The organism is Akkermansia sp. 54_46, assembly GCF_001917295.1.
GTDB lineage: Bacteria > Verrucomicrobiota > Verrucomicrobiia > Verrucomicrobiales > Akkermansiaceae > Akkermansia > Akkermansia muciniphila.
Map to the genome: position 1 here is coordinate 210,968 of NZ_MNUD01000036.1, position 16,566 is coordinate 227,533.

Here is a 16,566-nt window from a genome sequence, read left to right on the forward strand (position 1 = left end):
CTGAATTTTGAATGCAACGTTGCCAACTTAGTCCATTTCCTATCGAACTTCAGGATTTGAGAGGCCATACTTCTTCCTCCTCGGTCAAAATCTCTGCTGATTTCGCTTCGAGGCTCTCTAATAATGGAGTAGCCCATGAGTAAGCATTCAAAGAATCGATAACGTTTCTAAAATTGTCCCGACCCCCCAAATATTTTGGGGCACCTGCGTCAACGGACTCAGAAATCTGGTGTATGAGTCGCCCCTGTAGTTCTTGTGGCAAATGATCGATAATAGACAGGACTCGCTCCCAATGCCGTTTCTTAAATCGGATTTGGTTATTCTCGTTGGTGAATGATTCCATGGCAATCCCACTAATAACAGGAAACGGCCAAGATATTTTATCTTGTGAAAGCTTCTCGAGAAATTCATCGGCAGACGCAGCCGAACCTTCACCTGCTTGAAGCAAATTTCGTCCCAAATTTTCCTGTTGCTTCTCATCGAGGTCAGCAGCTTGTTCTGGTCCATTAGAAACAATGATATCTATAGCGGGATTCTGCAGATACCAGTTGTGAGATTTCATAGCATCGATCAGTTTCCTGTAACAGGTCTTTGTACTAAGTCCTGCGGACATGAGCAGGTCCAATGACATTTCCGAGACGCATTCAACAAACCGTTCCCGTTGTCGCTTAGTCAACGCACCATTAATAATGAGTTGTTCGAGGTAAGTAAGGACACTGGCACGCGTAGCGGACTCGGCGATAATCAAACCAACTAACGAGTCCTGTGCTCGATCACCTATCTCTTTGAATATGTCAGCGATGCTGCATACCCGCATCAGTATCTTCGGAAATTTACTGAGCCTGTCATGCCAATCATCGTGGGAAAAAACATCGATACCTATTTCGGTTAACATGGTGCAAGAGAACCAAGTCCCTCGGCGAAAGAAGATTGCCATAGATGAATCGTCGGAAATTTTTTCCAGCTCCCCCCAATAATTATCGAGCAGCCAACCATATATGTCATCATCAAGTCTTGGAAGAATATCTTTGGTAAACGCCAAGACAGCGGTTTGTTGATCATCGAGGAAATTGGGGCTTCCCAAGAGATTTGTGAGTAGTTGCTTTCCAAAACCATGTCGTAGCTTAACAGGCCTAGATAGGACATGTTCAACAACCATGGCAGCAGCATGTATGACCTGTTCCTCTGAGGGTGCCTCCTCATAAGGGTGACCATATAAACAGCGCATTTCATAGATATGGTTGAGAACGGTATACTCAGAATCGGAAATGAAACCATACTCGCAAGCCTTCGTTAAAACAAATTTATCCACGGCTTGATGCGCTTTTTCCTTGGTTGCGATCCCACCAACGATTTTACCCGCAGTACTATCCCGTTTTTGAGCTTCACGGAAGCGCCGTTTCAACGATTCAGCACAGGCCAGCCATATCATCACGAAAGTAGCACGGAGAGCACCCGCTTTTCCTGTATCGACTGCTTCATCGAATAAAGGACGGTCCTCTGCGGCAGGGATTTGCTCCGAATAATGACTAAGGTCAACTGTAGCAACCATTTTATGCCTCTCCTATTCTTGTTACTGCTTGATCGTACCACATGAGCAGTTTGGGGTCCTCTTCCAGGACGTTGTTGGGGATCTTGTCGGCGACGGCGACGATGACAGCGTAGTCGCGTTCCTGCCAGGCTTTCTTGAACCCGGCGCGGACGGCTTCCAGGCGGAAGACCTTGAGCTTCTTTTTGACCTCCTTGTATTCCTCAAACTCTTTGAGCAGCGCCTTCTCGCGCAACTTCTCCAGGTCGCCCGCCTTGTTGGGATCGGGTACGTACCAGCGGTCGCAGGCTTTGGCTACTAGAGTTGGATCATCCTTAGGTAAGTTGCGCAGCTCTTTCCAGTTGGTGGACAAATAAGAGTGGATCTGCTCAGGCACGGGGCCTTTGCCTTCGTAACAGAGGAAGTTCTGGCACAACAGTTCGCGCAAGTCGAGCTGGGCCTCGTTCTTGCTCCAGCCGCCAAGCTGCTGCATGAACTGCGGGTTGATGTCGGAAAAGGTCTGGGGCTTTTCCTTGATGAGCTGACGAAGCCATTGAATGGCAGATGCCTCGTCGGAGACAAACATAGACATCTGCTTGAGTTCACCCGAGGTCATCTTCTTGCGGTCGTATTCTGCCACCTGATCCGGCAGGAAATACATGCCGTCACGCTCAATGAAACGTTGCGATAGCCCGTTCTGAAACTCCTGGCTGGAGATCGGTACGGGGTAGCCCTTTCGCACGTAGTAGGCCACCATCTGGTCGAACAGGATACGGGGATCACGCTCCGCAACGAACTGCAACGAAGCACCCTGCTGCTTTGTGACTGGCAGATACTTCAAATGCGTGCGGACAAAATCCCACACGCCTTCTTCGGTTTGCGCCTCTTTCAGAAAGCGCTCTTCAAAACCTCCATTGGGTTTGTAGGCTGAGATAACGAGATCTTGCTTAACCGCTGTGGGTGTAGTTACTGCTTTAAAGCTGCCTTGCTTCTTGTCGAGAGCAGATACGTTTGCTACGATGAAGCCAGCTTCAGTCAGGGCTGTTTGAATACTGTTCCATACCGACGCCTTGGTATTGGAAAATTCGACTGTCATCCAACGCCCGGGCTTTAATATACGGTACGCCTCTATAAAGCATTTTGTCATTAATTGACGATATTCATTCAGTCCTTTACCTTGTATATTGTTTTCAATAGCTTCTTGTTCATTATTTGTGAAAACTTTTAACCAGGACTCCCAGAGAAAGTTCAATTCCGAATAATTAAGATTAGCTCCAAATGGTGGATCTATAAAAATATAATCAACAAATGTTGAATTTAAACAACTTGAAGATTTTGTTTCGATTATACTTGTTGTTTGTTTACTAATTTCTTTAAAAGCTGTAATTAGTTTTTTTAACTTATTTTTATAAGCAATGAAAACCGAAGATTCGGATACTTGTGATCCAATATACAATGTCCCACTTAGAGGATTATAAGGAAACGAAACTCCTGGTCTGTAGCGATTTAATTTACTAATATTGACAAGTTGGGAGTTAAACCATAAAAGCATCTGCGGATAAGTTATTCTATTCTTTATAGCAGCTAATATCCATAAATTTCTTTTCGTATAAAAATGATGAACATGCGTTATCCCGGCAGGATCGTTACGCCTTGTCTCCTTTCCATCAATCATCCTGATACATGGATAATGGTAAGGTATTTCTTTGTCGTCAATCTTTTCGATCAAAGCGATATCAAATGCATCCGGTCTTTTTTCGAATTTTTTACCAGATACTGAGTAATTGATTAGTACGGGAATCTGTTTAACTTGACGAATGGTCTGCTGAAGGGCTGGGTCATATTGGGTTACCCATGCCCTATCCATTCTACGTTTCGTTAAAATAGAAGAACAATGGGGGCACGGAAAGTCGTCGTGAACTTTTCCATTTTCGGCGTCGACTGCTTCATCCCAGAAAACAACCTCTCCTGCACATTCCGGACAGACAAATACATCCGACCAAACCGTGTAACTGATCTTTCCAATTCGACCGTCAGAGTGTTTCGTTTCGTACATCCAGCCGCATTCATCTTCTACCTCCTTGAGAATGCGCTGGGCCTCTTTCTCGAATGCAACAACATCGACAGGCGTGTTGTAGTTGTAGGCAATAAAAGTCGCAGCAGGCGCAAGGTCGTTCAGAACTGCTTTGCGAACGCCCAACCTCGAGAACGGTCGCCAAACCCTTTCTCCATCTTCATTCGTCTCTTCCTGCAAAATGGTACCATCCGGCTTCACCTGATAGCCAAGAGACATAACTACTTCACGATTGCCACACATCTGCGCGGCCACGCCTGTCATACCGGTTCCGCAGAAACCGTCGAACACGATATCCCCCGGCTGCGTGTAATGGAGAATGTACCGCATGATGGCCTTATGCGGCACCTTGGTGTGGTATGAGTGGGCGTTGTAAATAGGGTCGTTTTTCCCTTCGCTTACGTCAGCCGCAAAGGGTTCACGGTGGTAGTGGTAGCCTTTGGGCAGTTCCGGCTTCTGGGTTTCCCATTCAGCGATGAAGTCGGCGATCCACGGGTTCGGGCAGGCGGTGTAGTACGGCGGATCACTCAGGTTCAGGATGTCGTCGTCACTACCGATAGGAAAGCCTTCGATTTTACGGAACTCTGGATCCTGAAGTTTCTTACGCAGTTGCTCGGTAAAGTGGGTGCGGCGGGCTTCGTCATTTTCAAACGTTAATCCCAGACAAGTAACAGGCTCTTGCGGGGGATGCGTATTTGACTCATCAGGGAAGTCTATTGTGGCTTGTTCTTTCATTTTCAATTAACTTCTTCTGCTATCATTCTATCACAATCCTTACCTTGGCCTGATCTGTGCCTTTGGTCAGTTTATCGATGTAGTCATTGACTGCTTGTTTGATTTCATTTGGAGTAGATGGCCCAAGGATTGAAATGATTTTCAAAAATTCTTCTTTTTTGATTGGCATCTTCTGCAGACCGGAAAGAACAGTCTTTAGTGTCTGCACAAAATGACCATCAACAGGGTCGGGCAGTTCTTTCGAATCTATGAATGATTGAATGATCAGCCTGTCGCCCTCGTGCAACAGTTCCTTCACATTAGCCTGGGTCATCGGATCATCAAGGTTGTTGAGCAGAGTCTTGGTCCACTGTTCCACAAGATGATCCAACTGCTCATCCATCAAGTCGATCTGTTGTGAAGCAGAGCCCACAATTTTCTCCATAGGACGAAATCGGCAATGCGAACAAATGGGGGAAACTTCGAGATTTTGTTCGGTCAGCTCAAAGCAGCTCTTCAAGTCTGCCAAGTGATTTTGGTAATCGGTGAGCTGCTGCCGGGGCATCAGGTCGATGACTGCCAGTTTGAGCAGAATTTGCAGGCGCCGGTCGTTAAGCAGAGATGCTTTGCGTCTATCATCGTTCACTCCCAACCGGGCCTTGGTGTGCAGCCCCATGTAGGCAATGATATAATCTTTCTTCAGCTTTTGCAGATTAGCGCCGATTGACTGGGACAGACCCGCCAACTTCGTCAGGTCCGCCTGCCTGAGGGTATCCAACACATCCTGCCGGGTGGCTTTTATACGGTTTACCCAATCATGATCCTCAGGCAACGCTGCTTCAGCGGAGGAGAGCCAGGATGCCGTCGGGCCGTGATCCATGATGAACTCACGCAGAGCATCCAGCTCATCCAAGGCTTTTACGGCCTTTTTGTGGGCCAGCACTTCGGAAGCGCTGTAACGGAAGTTTTTCAATTTACCAGGAGAAGAGTAAGCTTGGAGGGATTCAAAGAATTCCTTGGCTTCGTCCCATCCGCTAGCCTGGCTTGTCAAGTCGGTACTCGCAAGTAGATCCAGCCCCCAGAAGGAAAGCCCTTCACGCAGGGTTTGCCGGGCCATGACGATGCGTTTGACTACCTTATTCACCGCCTGCAACAGGTTCTGCACCGGTTCGTCCTTGCCCTGAGTGACAAGCTGGGCCATGCCCGGCGTCATGCCGAGTAACTCGAACAGAGCCATGAGCGCAGGCAGGTTCCATTCCCTGGGCTGTTCGAGGTGCTTGAATCGGACCAACTCATCCATGTCGGTCGCGGCGAGCTGTTGTAGCCCGGTGGCGTCGAATTTTTTGCCCGGAATGGAAATCACGATGTCGCCGGAATAAACCAGAGAAGCCATCAGGACGATCCCCCATTCAGGTTCCAGACGCGAACCGCCCGGATTCATGTATTCCACCCCGTGGTCATCCTGAATGATTTCGCTACGGTTGACCACTTGGCCGTGCCCCTTGCCCTTAAAGGCATCAAGGATGAACTTGGTGTACTTCGATTTGGAGGGAGCAATTTTCTCCCCATCAAGCAGTTCCAAAGCGTCCAGTACTGCCGTGGCCTGCTTGGTGCGGTTCTGCCCGGCGATGGCTCGCAGAGCGTCCTGCGCGGCCTGTGCGCGGTTGTTGCCGGTGATCAGGACTGAGAAGAACGGATAGTCCGGAGCCTGGTCCGCGAAGTTCGGCGCCAGGCAAAGTCCGGCAATGGTGTTAACCAGGTCGCGGAAGTTGATGGTCTCCTGTGGTGATAAACCAGACAGGTCGCGGATCGATTTCCCCTTGGCCCATTCGGTCATGGACTTGGATCTGCCTTGATAGGTCACCTCGAAAGCCTCGCTCATGTGCGTCTGCAACCATTGAACCAGTTTTCTCAAAAAGCCGTTGGCCTTCGATTCATAAGTGGCCTTGGCGTGCCCGGATGAAGTGGCTGCAAGATCCAGTGCAGCGGCATAGTTCTTTAGCGAGGTTTGAAATTCTTCGTCGATACCTTTCAGGCGGAAGAAGATCTCGTCGTTAGCCTTGTCGTCCTTGAAACGTGGCGGGTCGTTGGGCTGGATAAAATAAAGATAAAAATCCCGCTGCGGCACGACGGTAGAGCGCTCGTTGGGCGCGCCGAAAAAGAGGTACCCAGCGCGAGCCGCTTTGTGTTCCTGCCAAACTAGTTCGTGCTGCCAGATCTTGTAGCCGGTCACGTAGGTGGCATCCTGGCATTCCATCACCCGTTTGAGGGCTTCATAATAGAACCGGTCGAGTTGAGCGTGGCCCAGGCTTTCAGCCCGTTTTTCGATCAAAGCATCAAAGTCGTCGGTCTTCTTCAAATCAAGATAGAACTGGCGGTTGTCGGCATTGAAAGAGATGAATTGCCCACTGACTGTTTTGTGGATCTCACGCAGAACTGTTTCCACATGGGTTTGGAGATCCTTGTCTGGCTCATCGCTCCCTAGTTCGGCGATCAACGGATCGAAGAGGCAGAGACGGTCACGCAGCTCCTCGGCAGATGCGCCCATGGGGGCATAGATGTCGCCGGTGGTGAGACGATGAACGGACAGCGCATGGATCAGTCGCAGAGCCATCGGTTTGTATTGCTTGCGGGTGATGGCATTTTCAATGCGAGATTCCAGTACCTGGCTGCAATCGATGACCTCCCTGATCTCAGGGATAGCTCGGAAAGAGGGATTTTGCTTGAGCGTGTTCCAGTAGCTGTCGAAGGCGATCAGGCCGGGTTCGTCTTGAGGTACATCCTTGTCGAGAATGCCTTTCATGCCCAGGGACAGGGTTTTGAGCACTTCGCGTTTTTCCACCACGGTGACACGTTCGAAGGTATCGATATAATCGGGATGTACCGGGAAAAGCCGGACAAACTCGTCCATCCGCTCATTGAGCCCTCCATAGTATTTGGCAAAGGGCATCAGGTAGTCTCGGATCTTGGCCTGTTGCTCGGCCGTCTTCTTGAGCAGGCGCTCGGCCACGACAAATTTCACATCGTTACGAGCAATGAGAATCTGCTCGAAGCGATCCTTTACCCTGCGGATGCTGTCGGCGACAAAGGCGAAGCGCGGGCTGTCGAAAATGGCTTCCTGAACACCAGCCATGAAGCGAAAACGCAGATCCTTGCAGACCTCGCCAATCTCGCGAAGAAAGTTGAGGTCAAGGATCAACTCCTGGTCCTTGCGAGTGCGCAGGTAGTCGAGCAGCTCGTCGACAACCAGCAACAGTCCATGCTCCGGGAAGACCTCTCCAAACTTGGCCATCATATCTTCGAAGGCTCGTTTGTGACTGGTGATGGTGCCGGCTTCTGGGAACACATAGTCCACGCCGAGTTTCTCAAGGTGTTCTTCCAACTCCGAGACCAGGATATCACGCAGGGACATGGTGGTGGCTCCGATTTCGGTACGGATGACCTTGAAACGCCCTGCTATCTGAGAGGCAACGTCGCGAACGCCAACATGGTTCAGGTCCGCCAGCAGGGAAGCGTCAGCGGCAAGGCTGGAAACAACCGACATCAAGTGCGACTTGCCGGTGCCGTAGTTACCGACGACCAGCAGGCCCTTGTTGTCGACAGGCTGGTCAAACTGCATCTGAGGGATGACAAGCTGCGTGAGCCGTTCTGCCATTTCGTCGGAAATGACATAAGTGCTCACGAGAGTGTGTGCGGCGTTTGATTTGTCCGCGTCACGTAACTGAACGACCGATTCAATCGGGTCGAATTGAATAAGATCTCCGTATTTCATGCTTGTTCTGATTCTTTTTTATTTATTGCCGAGTCGATCGTTGCCGTGCCATCCATACTTACGATCAGCGCATCAACCGAGTCATAGCAGCGGTACTCGGGATGTCCATGTTCGGCGTATAAAAGTTTCCCCGAATGGGAGGTCCCATTCCAAGAAGCGACTACGGATCGGTTTCTTGAAATCGACTGTAGCAGGCGCAAAGGGTCCTGTTGGAGGTCCTTGTCAAAAAGAATCTCAAGATTATCCAGTATCACGGGTGATTGTGACTGGCTCACTATTTGATCAAGGATGCCCGGCAACCGAAGCGATCGTTGCCTTGCTGACAGTTCAAGCAATTCTCTGGAAAGAGTCAAATTGACATTGACGACAGACGAAGCGAACTCATTGGCGACCTCTCTAAGAACATCGGTCTTGCCGGAACCTGTCTCACCTACAAGTAGCACAAGGCGATGATACAGACCTTCGGCAGCTTGGAGTGATCGTTTGATTTTTTCATGTACTGGTTCGGCCATAGTAGCTCCTTACTATTTGGTGTTCGATACCCTTATAGATCGTCTATTGCTCACATTCGGATATTTTCAAATAGCATTGATTATCAGCTGTTTTTCGATCATTATGTTTTCAGTAAGAGCCAGAAGATTACTGAAAAAACAGAACACAATGTCACTAAACTGGCTCCCATAAACTACATTGATGGATAACCGAAATCAAGTGGATTTGCAGGCAAAAAGACGGACCGTGATGATTTACGTTGTGAGAATATATCAGTAAATCAATGCATCATAAAAGAGGCCTCCAATTTTGAGCTCTTTACTCTGAAAATCCCGCTCTCCCTGCGTCATATATTCCTGAGGAAGTAGATTCTCTGCTTCCTGTCTGTGCCCGCCTCCCGACCTTGTTCCGGGAGGCGGGCTTTTTGTTGCAACAAACCAACCATCAATGAACATGAATACTCGTACATCTACACGCGAACTCTATCGCAATCGCGATAATAGTCCTCTGGACAAATTCCAGATCCGGCGTGTCGCCCCCTCCGTCTTTGCCGGCCGCGAGGACGACAGTCGTTCGGGAAAATATCGCTTCGTCTCCTCCGATTCCCTGCTTGACCAGATGGAAGAAGCCGGGTTCCTCGTTGTCGGGGCTCAGGAACAGCGTACCCGGAAACCGGACGGAACTCCTACCCGCAAGCACCTGATTCGCTTCGCCCATAGAGATGTGCTGGAACACAACCGTGACCAGCGCATCGAAGTGGTCATGATCAACAGTCACAACGGCAGCTGCTCCTACCAGCTCATGGCAGGCATCTTCCGGCTGGTCTGCACCAACGGCCTGATTGTCGGAGCACGCATCGCCGCCATCAACATCCGCCACATGGGCCATACCGGGGAGGATGTGATTGCAGCCAGTCTCCGGCTGGCCGGAGAAACGCCCCGTATCATGGACGACATTCGCCGCATGCAGGGAGTCGAACTACCCTACAAGCGTCAGGTGGATTTCGTTCATGAAGCGGCCCGGCTGCGCCTGGGAGACGACTACGAAGACAGGATACGTCCCGAAGCTCTTCTGTCGCCCCGGCGATGGAACGACATCGGCTTTACGGCGGGAGGCCCAGCTACCGTCTGGCAGTGCTTCAACCGGGTTCAGGAAAACCTGATCCGGGGAGGCGTTCCCTTGAAGCCACAGAAGGAAGGTGCTTATCGTCGTCGTTCCCTGAGGGCTCTCAACGGTCTTGACGGCAATACGCGCCTGAACCGGGAACTCTGGGATCTGGCCGACAGCTATACCCTGAACAACTGACCCGAGACGACCATGAAAAGAAAACATCATCTACGGTTGATGCGCATGAGACGGACTCCATCCCTGACAGGGCTGGAACTGTCCATTCTCCTGTACCTTCATAGCGACTTTGAACGCAGTGACGAGGAGATCATGCTGGAATGCCATGGCATCGAGCAGGAAAGTGTCAGGCATGCCGTCCGTGGTTTGGCCGGCAGTGAATTCAACATCCGCACGAAGGAAGAGGAATTCCTGCTTCGTCCCGACTGCTGGCTGATTACCTATGCCGGACGGCAGGCGCTCAGGCAATGGGTGTCCGCTGCCGCTCCGGTTCGTCGATCATCACGGACAAGGGTTAACGCATGAGACACCGCCATGAACATGAAAGGCATCATCATCGCCCTGATGGCGCTCGTACTGCTGTGTCTGCTGGGACCAGTCGTCGTCAGCATCCTGTCGGCTCTGGTGGCCGTAGCTCCATACCTGTTCGCCGTGCTGTTGATCCTGGGCGTCATCGCCTTCTTCCGCAAGTAACCCTGACAGGAAAGGAATGAGATATGAAGACGATTCCCATCATCGCGCAACTGCGTTCCACGAGCGAATACGATACGGACGCTCCGTACGTGTATCTGGAACTGGACGAGAAGCTACTGGCCCGGATCGAGAAGGCGGTGTCGCTTTACAGCAGTCATCAGAACGATCCTTCACTGGGGTTGAGCAAGCTGACGATTCACGGGCCGTCCATGGCGGCTCTGGCGAATCTCCCGGAACTGACGGAAGAACAGCAGAAGTCTCTGGACGAAGACGAAAGCATCCTGCTGGCTTCGCCGATTCCGGAAACGGAACTGGATGCACTCGAAAGCTGCATCCGGCTCTGTGGTGAAAGCATCGACATCCTTGATGTCCGGTGCCTTTATGCTGTCGCCTGCAACAGGCACACACGTGACATGTATGAAGCCAATATCGGGGCCGTACTGAGACATCTGCTCAAGTCCCGCCATCATCCCGGAAAGGAGGTGTTGCCTGATGCTGACGATTGAAAAGTACAAGGGCACCCGCTTCTGGGCCGTCTTCCGCGACGGAGAGCTGTTGGCCGTGACCGTGTACAAGCGCGGAGCCGAGGCGATCGTCAAGACGCTGGAAGCCAGGGACGGTTAAGACCGACATTCAGCAGCTCTTCTTCATGATGATGAAGGAGAGCTGTTTTTTATCTGTCATATGAAGATTCCGGATTTACGAGATGGAGGCAAAGCATGTTTTCTGTGCCTCATCCAATCTCCTATGAACAAAAGAAATCGTGCTCAGAATATCGAGAGCATCTGTTTCGCTTGTCGCCCATTTAATTTTTGCCGCATGGGCAAAAGGGTTTCTGAATGTTCCGTAGATTCCCTTTAAAAGGGTAGCAAAGCCTTTATGCTCGGATTTTTCGCTATCTGTACATAATCCATTGATCACAAGTAGAGGGCGATCAATGCTAAATACAGTGTCTATAAGCTTCGCTCCATCTTGTTCTAATCCTGTCAATTCGCGTAAGCGGTCAAAAATGCTTTTGGCTGCTTCAAAAATTGAATGAAAATAGTTTTCTTCAAGAAGCTCCGCACGACAATACTTGAATATATTGTCATGAGCCCCACGTTGAACCAGTTTTTCATGGAGTCTTTTTTCTCGTCTCTGTGCTTCTGTCAATGTTGCTACCTTTGGCCTTGGCGATAGCCTTCCTTCCAAAGAAAGCATGAGACCTTCAAAAGCTAATACAACATTAATTGCTTTTTGGTATTCCTCGAAATTATCCTGTCTGGATACAAAGCGTATTGGACTCAAAATATTCTCAATACAGCTGCAAATAGCCGAGGCATTTTGTAAGGAAATCTGACTTCCAAGAAAACTGGCATTTAACCTGCGCCACTTGGTCGTACTCAAGCAATCAATCTCTGTAATGTTACTTTCCCGAAGAAACCGGGCAATTTCTCCTCCAGTCAAAGTTTCGCCCAATATTTTGGCGATCTCTTCAATTGTATTGGACGAAAATTTATCCGTAATTAGCATACTTATTTTTACAATGCCCTTGCCAGCCTGAGAAGGACAATCTGTTAACTATCGCAACGAAATCTACGCTGAAATCCTGATACATCTTGATACTACATTCACGGGGGCTGGGACAATTATACCGACAAGATTCCTACGTTAATACCGCAGAGTAACCATCTGCATGCTCAAAGGCAGACGCCATGCGATCCTGCTCCTGTTTGCTGATGCCGAATGATTCCGCAACCTGACGCCACTGACTGACAGCCCGGGCAATCGGTTCCAACAGGTCATTCGTTTCAGAGGTCTTAATCCCGCATTCGGGAGCGATGCTAAGAAGGACATCCAGAGATGCGGATGTATCTTCCCAGTCGATAGCCGTATTGAGGTAGCGAGGGCGTATATCTTCAGGAGTCGGGTTTACGTCAAACAGTGGCGATAAAGACCAGCCTGTTCCTCCCGTCTGAAGAAATCCGTGATTCCGCAAATGATCGTCCGTGTTGGAAATCATGACGCTGAAGGCGACCCGTTGCCATAGCTGGCGCAAGTCTTGTCTGGGCGCAGCACCATACTGGCGTATGGCGTCTACGATTTCAAGATAACTGTGTTGCTCGTTATCCCTAGCTCCCAACATGCTCATGGCCGACAGGTAGGAGATTCTTCGCTGTTCCCGGGTGCGATCAAAACGCCAGACGATCAGGACATCCTTGTCAGTTATTTTCTCCAGTTCGAAACGCGGGACTTGAAGCCCGGCTTTGGAGGCGAGAGTCAAGGCGACTGCTTCCCATGCAACAACGTTGTATTCATCATCGTACCGGGGAAACTTGGCAATGCAGAGATTCCCCTTCTTATCTTTTACCGATGCCTTCGGCCGAGCTCCTCCGAGAGAAGAACCGGGAGCGAGGAGCAATCGCAGGTCTTCTGCATTTTCATCGTCCCGGCAGAAATGATCAGCAGCATGCAGCAGACGGGACAGGTTGACCAGAGGCGGAATTGGTGTTGATCCCGGAGGAGCGCAGAACGATTGTCCTCCATCCTGTGAAAAGCGCAGCGCTCCCTGCCTTGCCTCGTCGTTTACCCTGAGCAGGTAGTCCAGTTCGGAGAGCGTATGGGGGCTTTCATTGGCTGTTCGTGCACGAGCCAGTTCAGCCCGCCGCATCAGAATGCGCCCCCACCTGTCAGGAGTGGAATCGCCAATCGCTCCGAATACACTTTGCCCGGGATTGGTATGAAAAGTGCCGTCAGCCAGGGGGAGGAGTGGTTCAAGAGCAAATCTGTGCGGATTTGCGAGCCATTCCTTGTTGTATTCGAAGGAGGCAGATTCACGCCCTTTGCGAAAGTGCGACCATAACCTGCCCGCTTGTACCGGCCCCGGGAAGGAAGGCAGGTCAATAAATACGTCGATGGGAGTATCACTCATGGGTCTTGGGAAGGTGGATACGTTTGGGCAGACGTTCTTCTTCAAGAGCTCGGCCTACAGGATCGTTATTGGCATCGACAAGGTTTTTGAGACGGTCAGTCAGCCCCAGCACAAACAAAACAGCGGCATAGTTGCCCAAGGAGACACTTGGATCGCCCTTTTCTATACGTCCAAGCGTGGAACGCGAGATAAAGGCTCTCTCTGCCATAAGCGTCGTGGGGACACGCCTCCTCTTACGGGCATCGCTAATGTCTGCTCCCAGCTTCTTGAGTGCCACTTTCACTGGCCCCGGCAATGGGGATGTGGTTTTCATGAGAGAAATATGTATCATATAGTAAGCAAAAACAAGAAATATGAACAATATATGAGTCATTATGAGAAATATAGAGTTCATTCCAACCCAAAATAATTTTTCTCCCATTACCAAGTAGTGCGCTGTATCATACGCGTAGCGTTATGATACAGCGCACTACTTGGGCCACTTCTATAGCTAAGACCAACTTAGTCTTAGCCTCCAACTCCAGAAATCTCAACCTTCTCCTTGGCCTCCTGGGAGCCGGAGCCCTCGCAACGGGAGCCGTTGCCACCGGCAAGTACCTCACCCGCAAAGACCCCAAGTCCGACATGGGCAAAATCAAGCTCAAGCTGCCCGGTTCCAAAAAAGATCCGAACACGGCCGCCGAAGTCGAACTGCCCATCGACATGCCCGGAATGAGCCCCACCCTCATCGAAGGACTCAACCGGGGCGTACGTCTCCAGGCCCGGAAGAACGTACGAGCCAACTCCTTCAAGCGCGACCCTGAAACAGGCAAGCTTGTTCCGTACGAGGAATGGAAGGCCCAGCAGACGGCGAAGGCTCAACAGTCTGACAATGTTGTCGAGTTTCCCGCTTTGACAAAAGCAGCATCCACATCTCCCGGTCTTGCCAATTTGTTGGCAAAAGCTCTCGGTGCTGGCGTAGGAGGCACCGTAGGTGCCCTGGGCGGCGGCGCAGGTGCAGCTCACCTAGCACGCCATCTCGGAGCCGGGGACACAGCAACAGCTCTGACTGGCATTCTGGGAATGGGCGCTGGCGGCCTCGGAGGCGTTCTAATCGGTTCTTCTGCTGCAAACGTTGTCGCACCACCTGCTGTCACCGAAGGAGATCCGAAAGCTCAAGCTCAAGCTTCATACGCGAATACAGGTTCAGCTCCAGCCGGGTATACCGCTGACCCGGATGAAGATTTCAGCGACGAGGATCTCGACAAGTATGCGTCGTGGCAGGATGCGGCTAGTAATGCTGTTACTAATTTGGCGACCATGATTCCCGGCGGTGCGGCTCTTGCTAGCCCCATGGTTGCGGTAAATAAGGTTAAACAATTCAATCAGCAAGAGGTACAACAACGTCGTGAGGCTCAGCAGTACTTGTCATCTTACAGGACTGCAAACGCACAACCCAAGATTCAAGGAGCGCCTTCGCCTCAGCCTCTCGCACGTTCTTCTGGCGGATTAGTATGGGGAACTCAACAGCCTTGGAATAAAACTGCTTCAATGCCTCCACAGCAGCCACCAAAGATGCCGCCAAACCAACTTGCCCGGCGTCCCGTAGGACCTACGTTGCCGCCATCACCAGGCATAGCTCCTGCGGCGGCGAAAGCCGGAGCCCCTCCCACTGGCGGCGTTGAGACGATTGCCAACAAAGTTCAGGGAGCCGCTAATGAAGCCCTGGACATGCAGGCAAAGCAAGCCTATGTCGTCGACTACATCGCATTTATTTCGTTTCTTCTTCCGGAAAAATGTTGAACCATGCCTCGCCCTCGGCTGCTCGCACACCTTCCCGGTAGTGCTTCTCCGTCATGTTGGAGCTCGTGTGTCCCAGCCACATGGACACCCGGGGAATGTCGTGTGTCTTGGCGGCAGCATATGAAGCGAATGAATGGCGCAGGGCGTTATGAGGCAGAACAATTCCTGCAATTTCTGCCAGTTTTTTGAGGCAACGCCCATGGCGGTTCTCATGTAATCTGTCAATTTCGTCAGGAGGTGGTTCATATTTCGCCAAAGCGAGCCATGCTTTGGCTGCTGTGGGAAGTGGTACAAAACGCTGCTTCCCAGTTTTGGCTATAGATGCCGAGACAAATACTTCATCCTTTTCATCAAGAATGGCGTCTGGCGTTATTCTGACACATTCGGAGCGCCGCAGGCCACAAAAGGCGGCCAAGACCAAACGAAACAACATGCCTTTGTCATGATCAAGCGCTGCCTGTAGAAGTTTCTTCAGATCGCCCGGGGAGATAATGCCAATCTCGACAGATTCAGCTCTCGGGGCAAGAGTCCTTTTGACCGGGTTATATGCAATGAGGTCCCTGCTCTGCGCCCAGACAAAAAATCCATGCAGGGTTGTGCGGTAACGTCGTCTAGTGGCGTTGCTGAGCGGTTGTTTTCGATATCGGAAGAAGCCAGCTTTTCTTCGATCATGTCCGATGTAATCTGATTGAGCGGAAGGTCTTCCCATCCCTGTGCCCATTTTTGCAGTTCCATGACCATGCTGTCATGATGGGCTTTCTTGACCAGATTTGATTCAAGTTTTTTGTCGATAACCTCTCGATATTGTTCTGCAAGAAGACCAAACTTTCTTTTAAAATCGACCTTAACCTGTTCTGTTTTATTGGCAAGGAATCTGGTCAGAGAAAACAAATTTGTCAGTTCCTCCAGTCGATCCAGATTTTCCTGGTCCGTTCGCGTTACAATCCAGTTACCATCAGCGTCTTTCCGGCCATAACTTGCACCGTTGGCTATTTCCTGCTTCAGGTTTTTCAAGGCTTCCCGTACTACCAAATACAAAGGAAGGGAGGATTGTTGGGTCACTTCATCATAGATGTTCCTAAATTCCCGCCATAAAAGAATGGCATTGTAATCATGTTCATCAACATGTTCCCTCCACTCCTGCTTTCGCAAGTATTCCGGCAACATATCCTCCAAGGACTGATGCAGAAGCCGTTGATAGGCTTCTCATGCCTTTTCATAGGTATCAAAGAGCCGATGAATATGCGGACGTACCGACATATTGCGCACCAGCCATTTTTTCTTTCCCCGGTGCATTCTACAGGTAAGAGAGATATGTGAACCATAATGTTTTTTCCGGGATCTCCTCACGGTTGAAAGTATCCCATAGCTCATTTTCATTGACAAATCGAAAGTGTGTACAAACTGTGTACAGAAATTTAACTAATTGATAATTAAAATACTGATTCAGACTTAGGATCTGGTGCCGAAAGGCG

15 protein-coding genes are annotated in these 16,566 nt (G+C 50.3%); 6 read left to right on the top strand and 9 right to left on the bottom strand.

Annotated elements, in window-relative coordinates:
• Window positions 1–49: 49 nt before the first annotated feature.
• The 4 genes from BHW66_RS11710 to brxF are packed head-to-tail and all read right to left on the bottom strand — an operon-like array spanning window position 50 to window position 8,600.
• Entirely contained in the window at window positions 50–1,552 is a 1,503-nt protein-coding gene (locus BHW66_RS11710; protein ID WP_046437432.1) for a hypothetical protein, read from the bottom strand.
• Window position 1,553: 1 nt separating this feature from the next.
• Window positions 1,554–4,337: a DNA methyltransferase gene (locus BHW66_RS11715; protein ID WP_102758538.1), complete on the bottom strand. Its 2,784-nt coding sequence runs from the start codon at window positions 4,335–4,337 to the stop codon at window positions 1,554–1,556.
• 22 nt (window positions 4,338–4,359) lie between these two features.
• On the bottom strand, window positions 4,360–8,088 hold the full coding sequence (locus tag BHW66_RS11720) for a DUF6079 family protein (RefSeq protein WP_102758537.1): 3,729 nt from the start codon (window positions 8,086–8,088) through the stop codon (window positions 4,360–4,362).
• Entirely contained in the window at window positions 8,085–8,600 is a 516-nt protein-coding gene (gene brxF, locus BHW66_RS11725) for a BREX-3 system P-loop-containing protein BrxF (RefSeq protein ID WP_102758536.1), read from the bottom strand. The genes BHW66_RS11720 and brxF overlap by 4 nt, the downstream gene beginning before the upstream one ends.
• Window positions 8,601–9,033: 433 nt before the next feature.
• On the opposite strand from brxF, the gene BHW66_RS11730 reads away from it, so the two are divergent.
• The 5 genes from BHW66_RS11730 to BHW66_RS11750 are packed head-to-tail and all read left to right on the top strand — an operon-like array spanning window position 9,034 to window position 11,022.
• A complete protein-coding gene (locus BHW66_RS11730) occupies window positions 9,034–9,885 on the top strand; it encodes a DUF932 domain-containing protein (protein WP_286689047.1) in 852 nt (283 codons plus the stop codon).
• Between the two features lie 45 nt (window positions 9,886–9,930).
• On the top strand, window positions 9,931–10,230 hold the full coding sequence (locus tag BHW66_RS11735) for a hypothetical protein (protein ID WP_215833373.1): 300 nt from the start codon (window positions 9,931–9,933) through the stop codon (window positions 10,228–10,230).
• Window positions 10,231–10,239: 9 nt separating this feature from the next.
• Complete coding sequence (locus BHW66_RS11740; RefSeq protein ID WP_215833372.1) at window positions 10,240–10,398, top strand: hypothetical protein; 159 nt, start codon at window positions 10,240–10,242, stop codon at window positions 10,396–10,398.
• Between the two features lie 23 nt (window positions 10,399–10,421).
• Complete coding sequence (locus BHW66_RS11745; protein ID WP_046437436.1) at window positions 10,422–10,904, top strand: hypothetical protein; 483 nt, start codon at window positions 10,422–10,424, stop codon at window positions 10,902–10,904.
• Window positions 10,891–11,022, top strand: a complete 132-nt coding sequence (locus BHW66_RS11750; RefSeq protein ID WP_257227946.1) for a hypothetical protein — start codon at window positions 10,891–10,893, stop codon at window positions 11,020–11,022. Before BHW66_RS11745 ends, BHW66_RS11750 begins: the two co-directional genes overlap by 14 nt.
• Before the next feature lie 75 nt (window positions 11,023–11,097).
• On the opposite strand, the gene BHW66_RS11755 is transcribed toward BHW66_RS11750, so the two are convergent.
• The 3 genes from BHW66_RS11755 to BHW66_RS11765 all read right to left on the bottom strand — a co-directional run bounded on the left by BHW66_RS11755 (window position 11,098) and on the right by BHW66_RS11765 (window position 13,622).
• On the bottom strand, window positions 11,098–11,910 hold the full coding sequence (locus BHW66_RS11755; protein WP_046437157.1) for a TIGR02391 family protein: 813 nt from the start codon (window positions 11,908–11,910) through the stop codon (window positions 11,098–11,100).
• 133 nt (window positions 11,911–12,043) lie between these two features.
• Window positions 12,044–13,309, bottom strand: a complete 1,266-nt coding sequence (locus BHW66_RS11760; protein ID WP_046437155.1) for a HipA domain-containing protein — start codon at window positions 13,307–13,309, stop codon at window positions 12,044–12,046.
• The gene (locus tag BHW66_RS11765; RefSeq protein ID WP_046437260.1) at window positions 13,302–13,622 is read right to left on the bottom strand and encodes a transcriptional regulator; all 321 of its coding nucleotides are present in this window, start codon (window positions 13,620–13,622) and stop codon (window positions 13,302–13,304) included. The genes BHW66_RS11760 and BHW66_RS11765 overlap by 8 nt, the downstream gene beginning before the upstream one ends.
• Before the next feature lie 311 nt (window positions 13,623–13,933).
• Here BHW66_RS11765 and BHW66_RS11770 point away from each other — a divergent pair, with 311 nt between their 5' ends.
• Window positions 13,934–15,091: a hypothetical protein gene (locus tag BHW66_RS11770; protein ID WP_146018668.1), complete on the top strand. Its 1,158-nt coding sequence runs from the start codon at window positions 13,934–13,936 to the stop codon at window positions 15,089–15,091.
• On the opposite strand, the gene BHW66_RS11775 is transcribed toward BHW66_RS11770, so the two are convergent.
• Together BHW66_RS11775 and BHW66_RS11780 are read right to left on the bottom strand one after the other, a co-directional pair.
• Window positions 15,060–15,524 (bottom strand): site-specific integrase, encoded by a 465-nt coding sequence (locus BHW66_RS11775; RefSeq protein ID WP_237970315.1) that lies wholly within the window; start codon window positions 15,522–15,524, stop codon window positions 15,060–15,062. The two genes, BHW66_RS11770 and BHW66_RS11775, sit on opposite strands and share 32 nt — an antisense overlap.
• A 38-nt stretch (window positions 15,525–15,562) precedes the next feature.
• A complete protein-coding gene (locus BHW66_RS11780) occupies window positions 15,563–16,258 on the bottom strand; it encodes a hypothetical protein (protein WP_237970316.1) in 696 nt (231 codons plus the stop codon).
• Window positions 16,259–16,566: the final 308 nt, after the last annotated feature.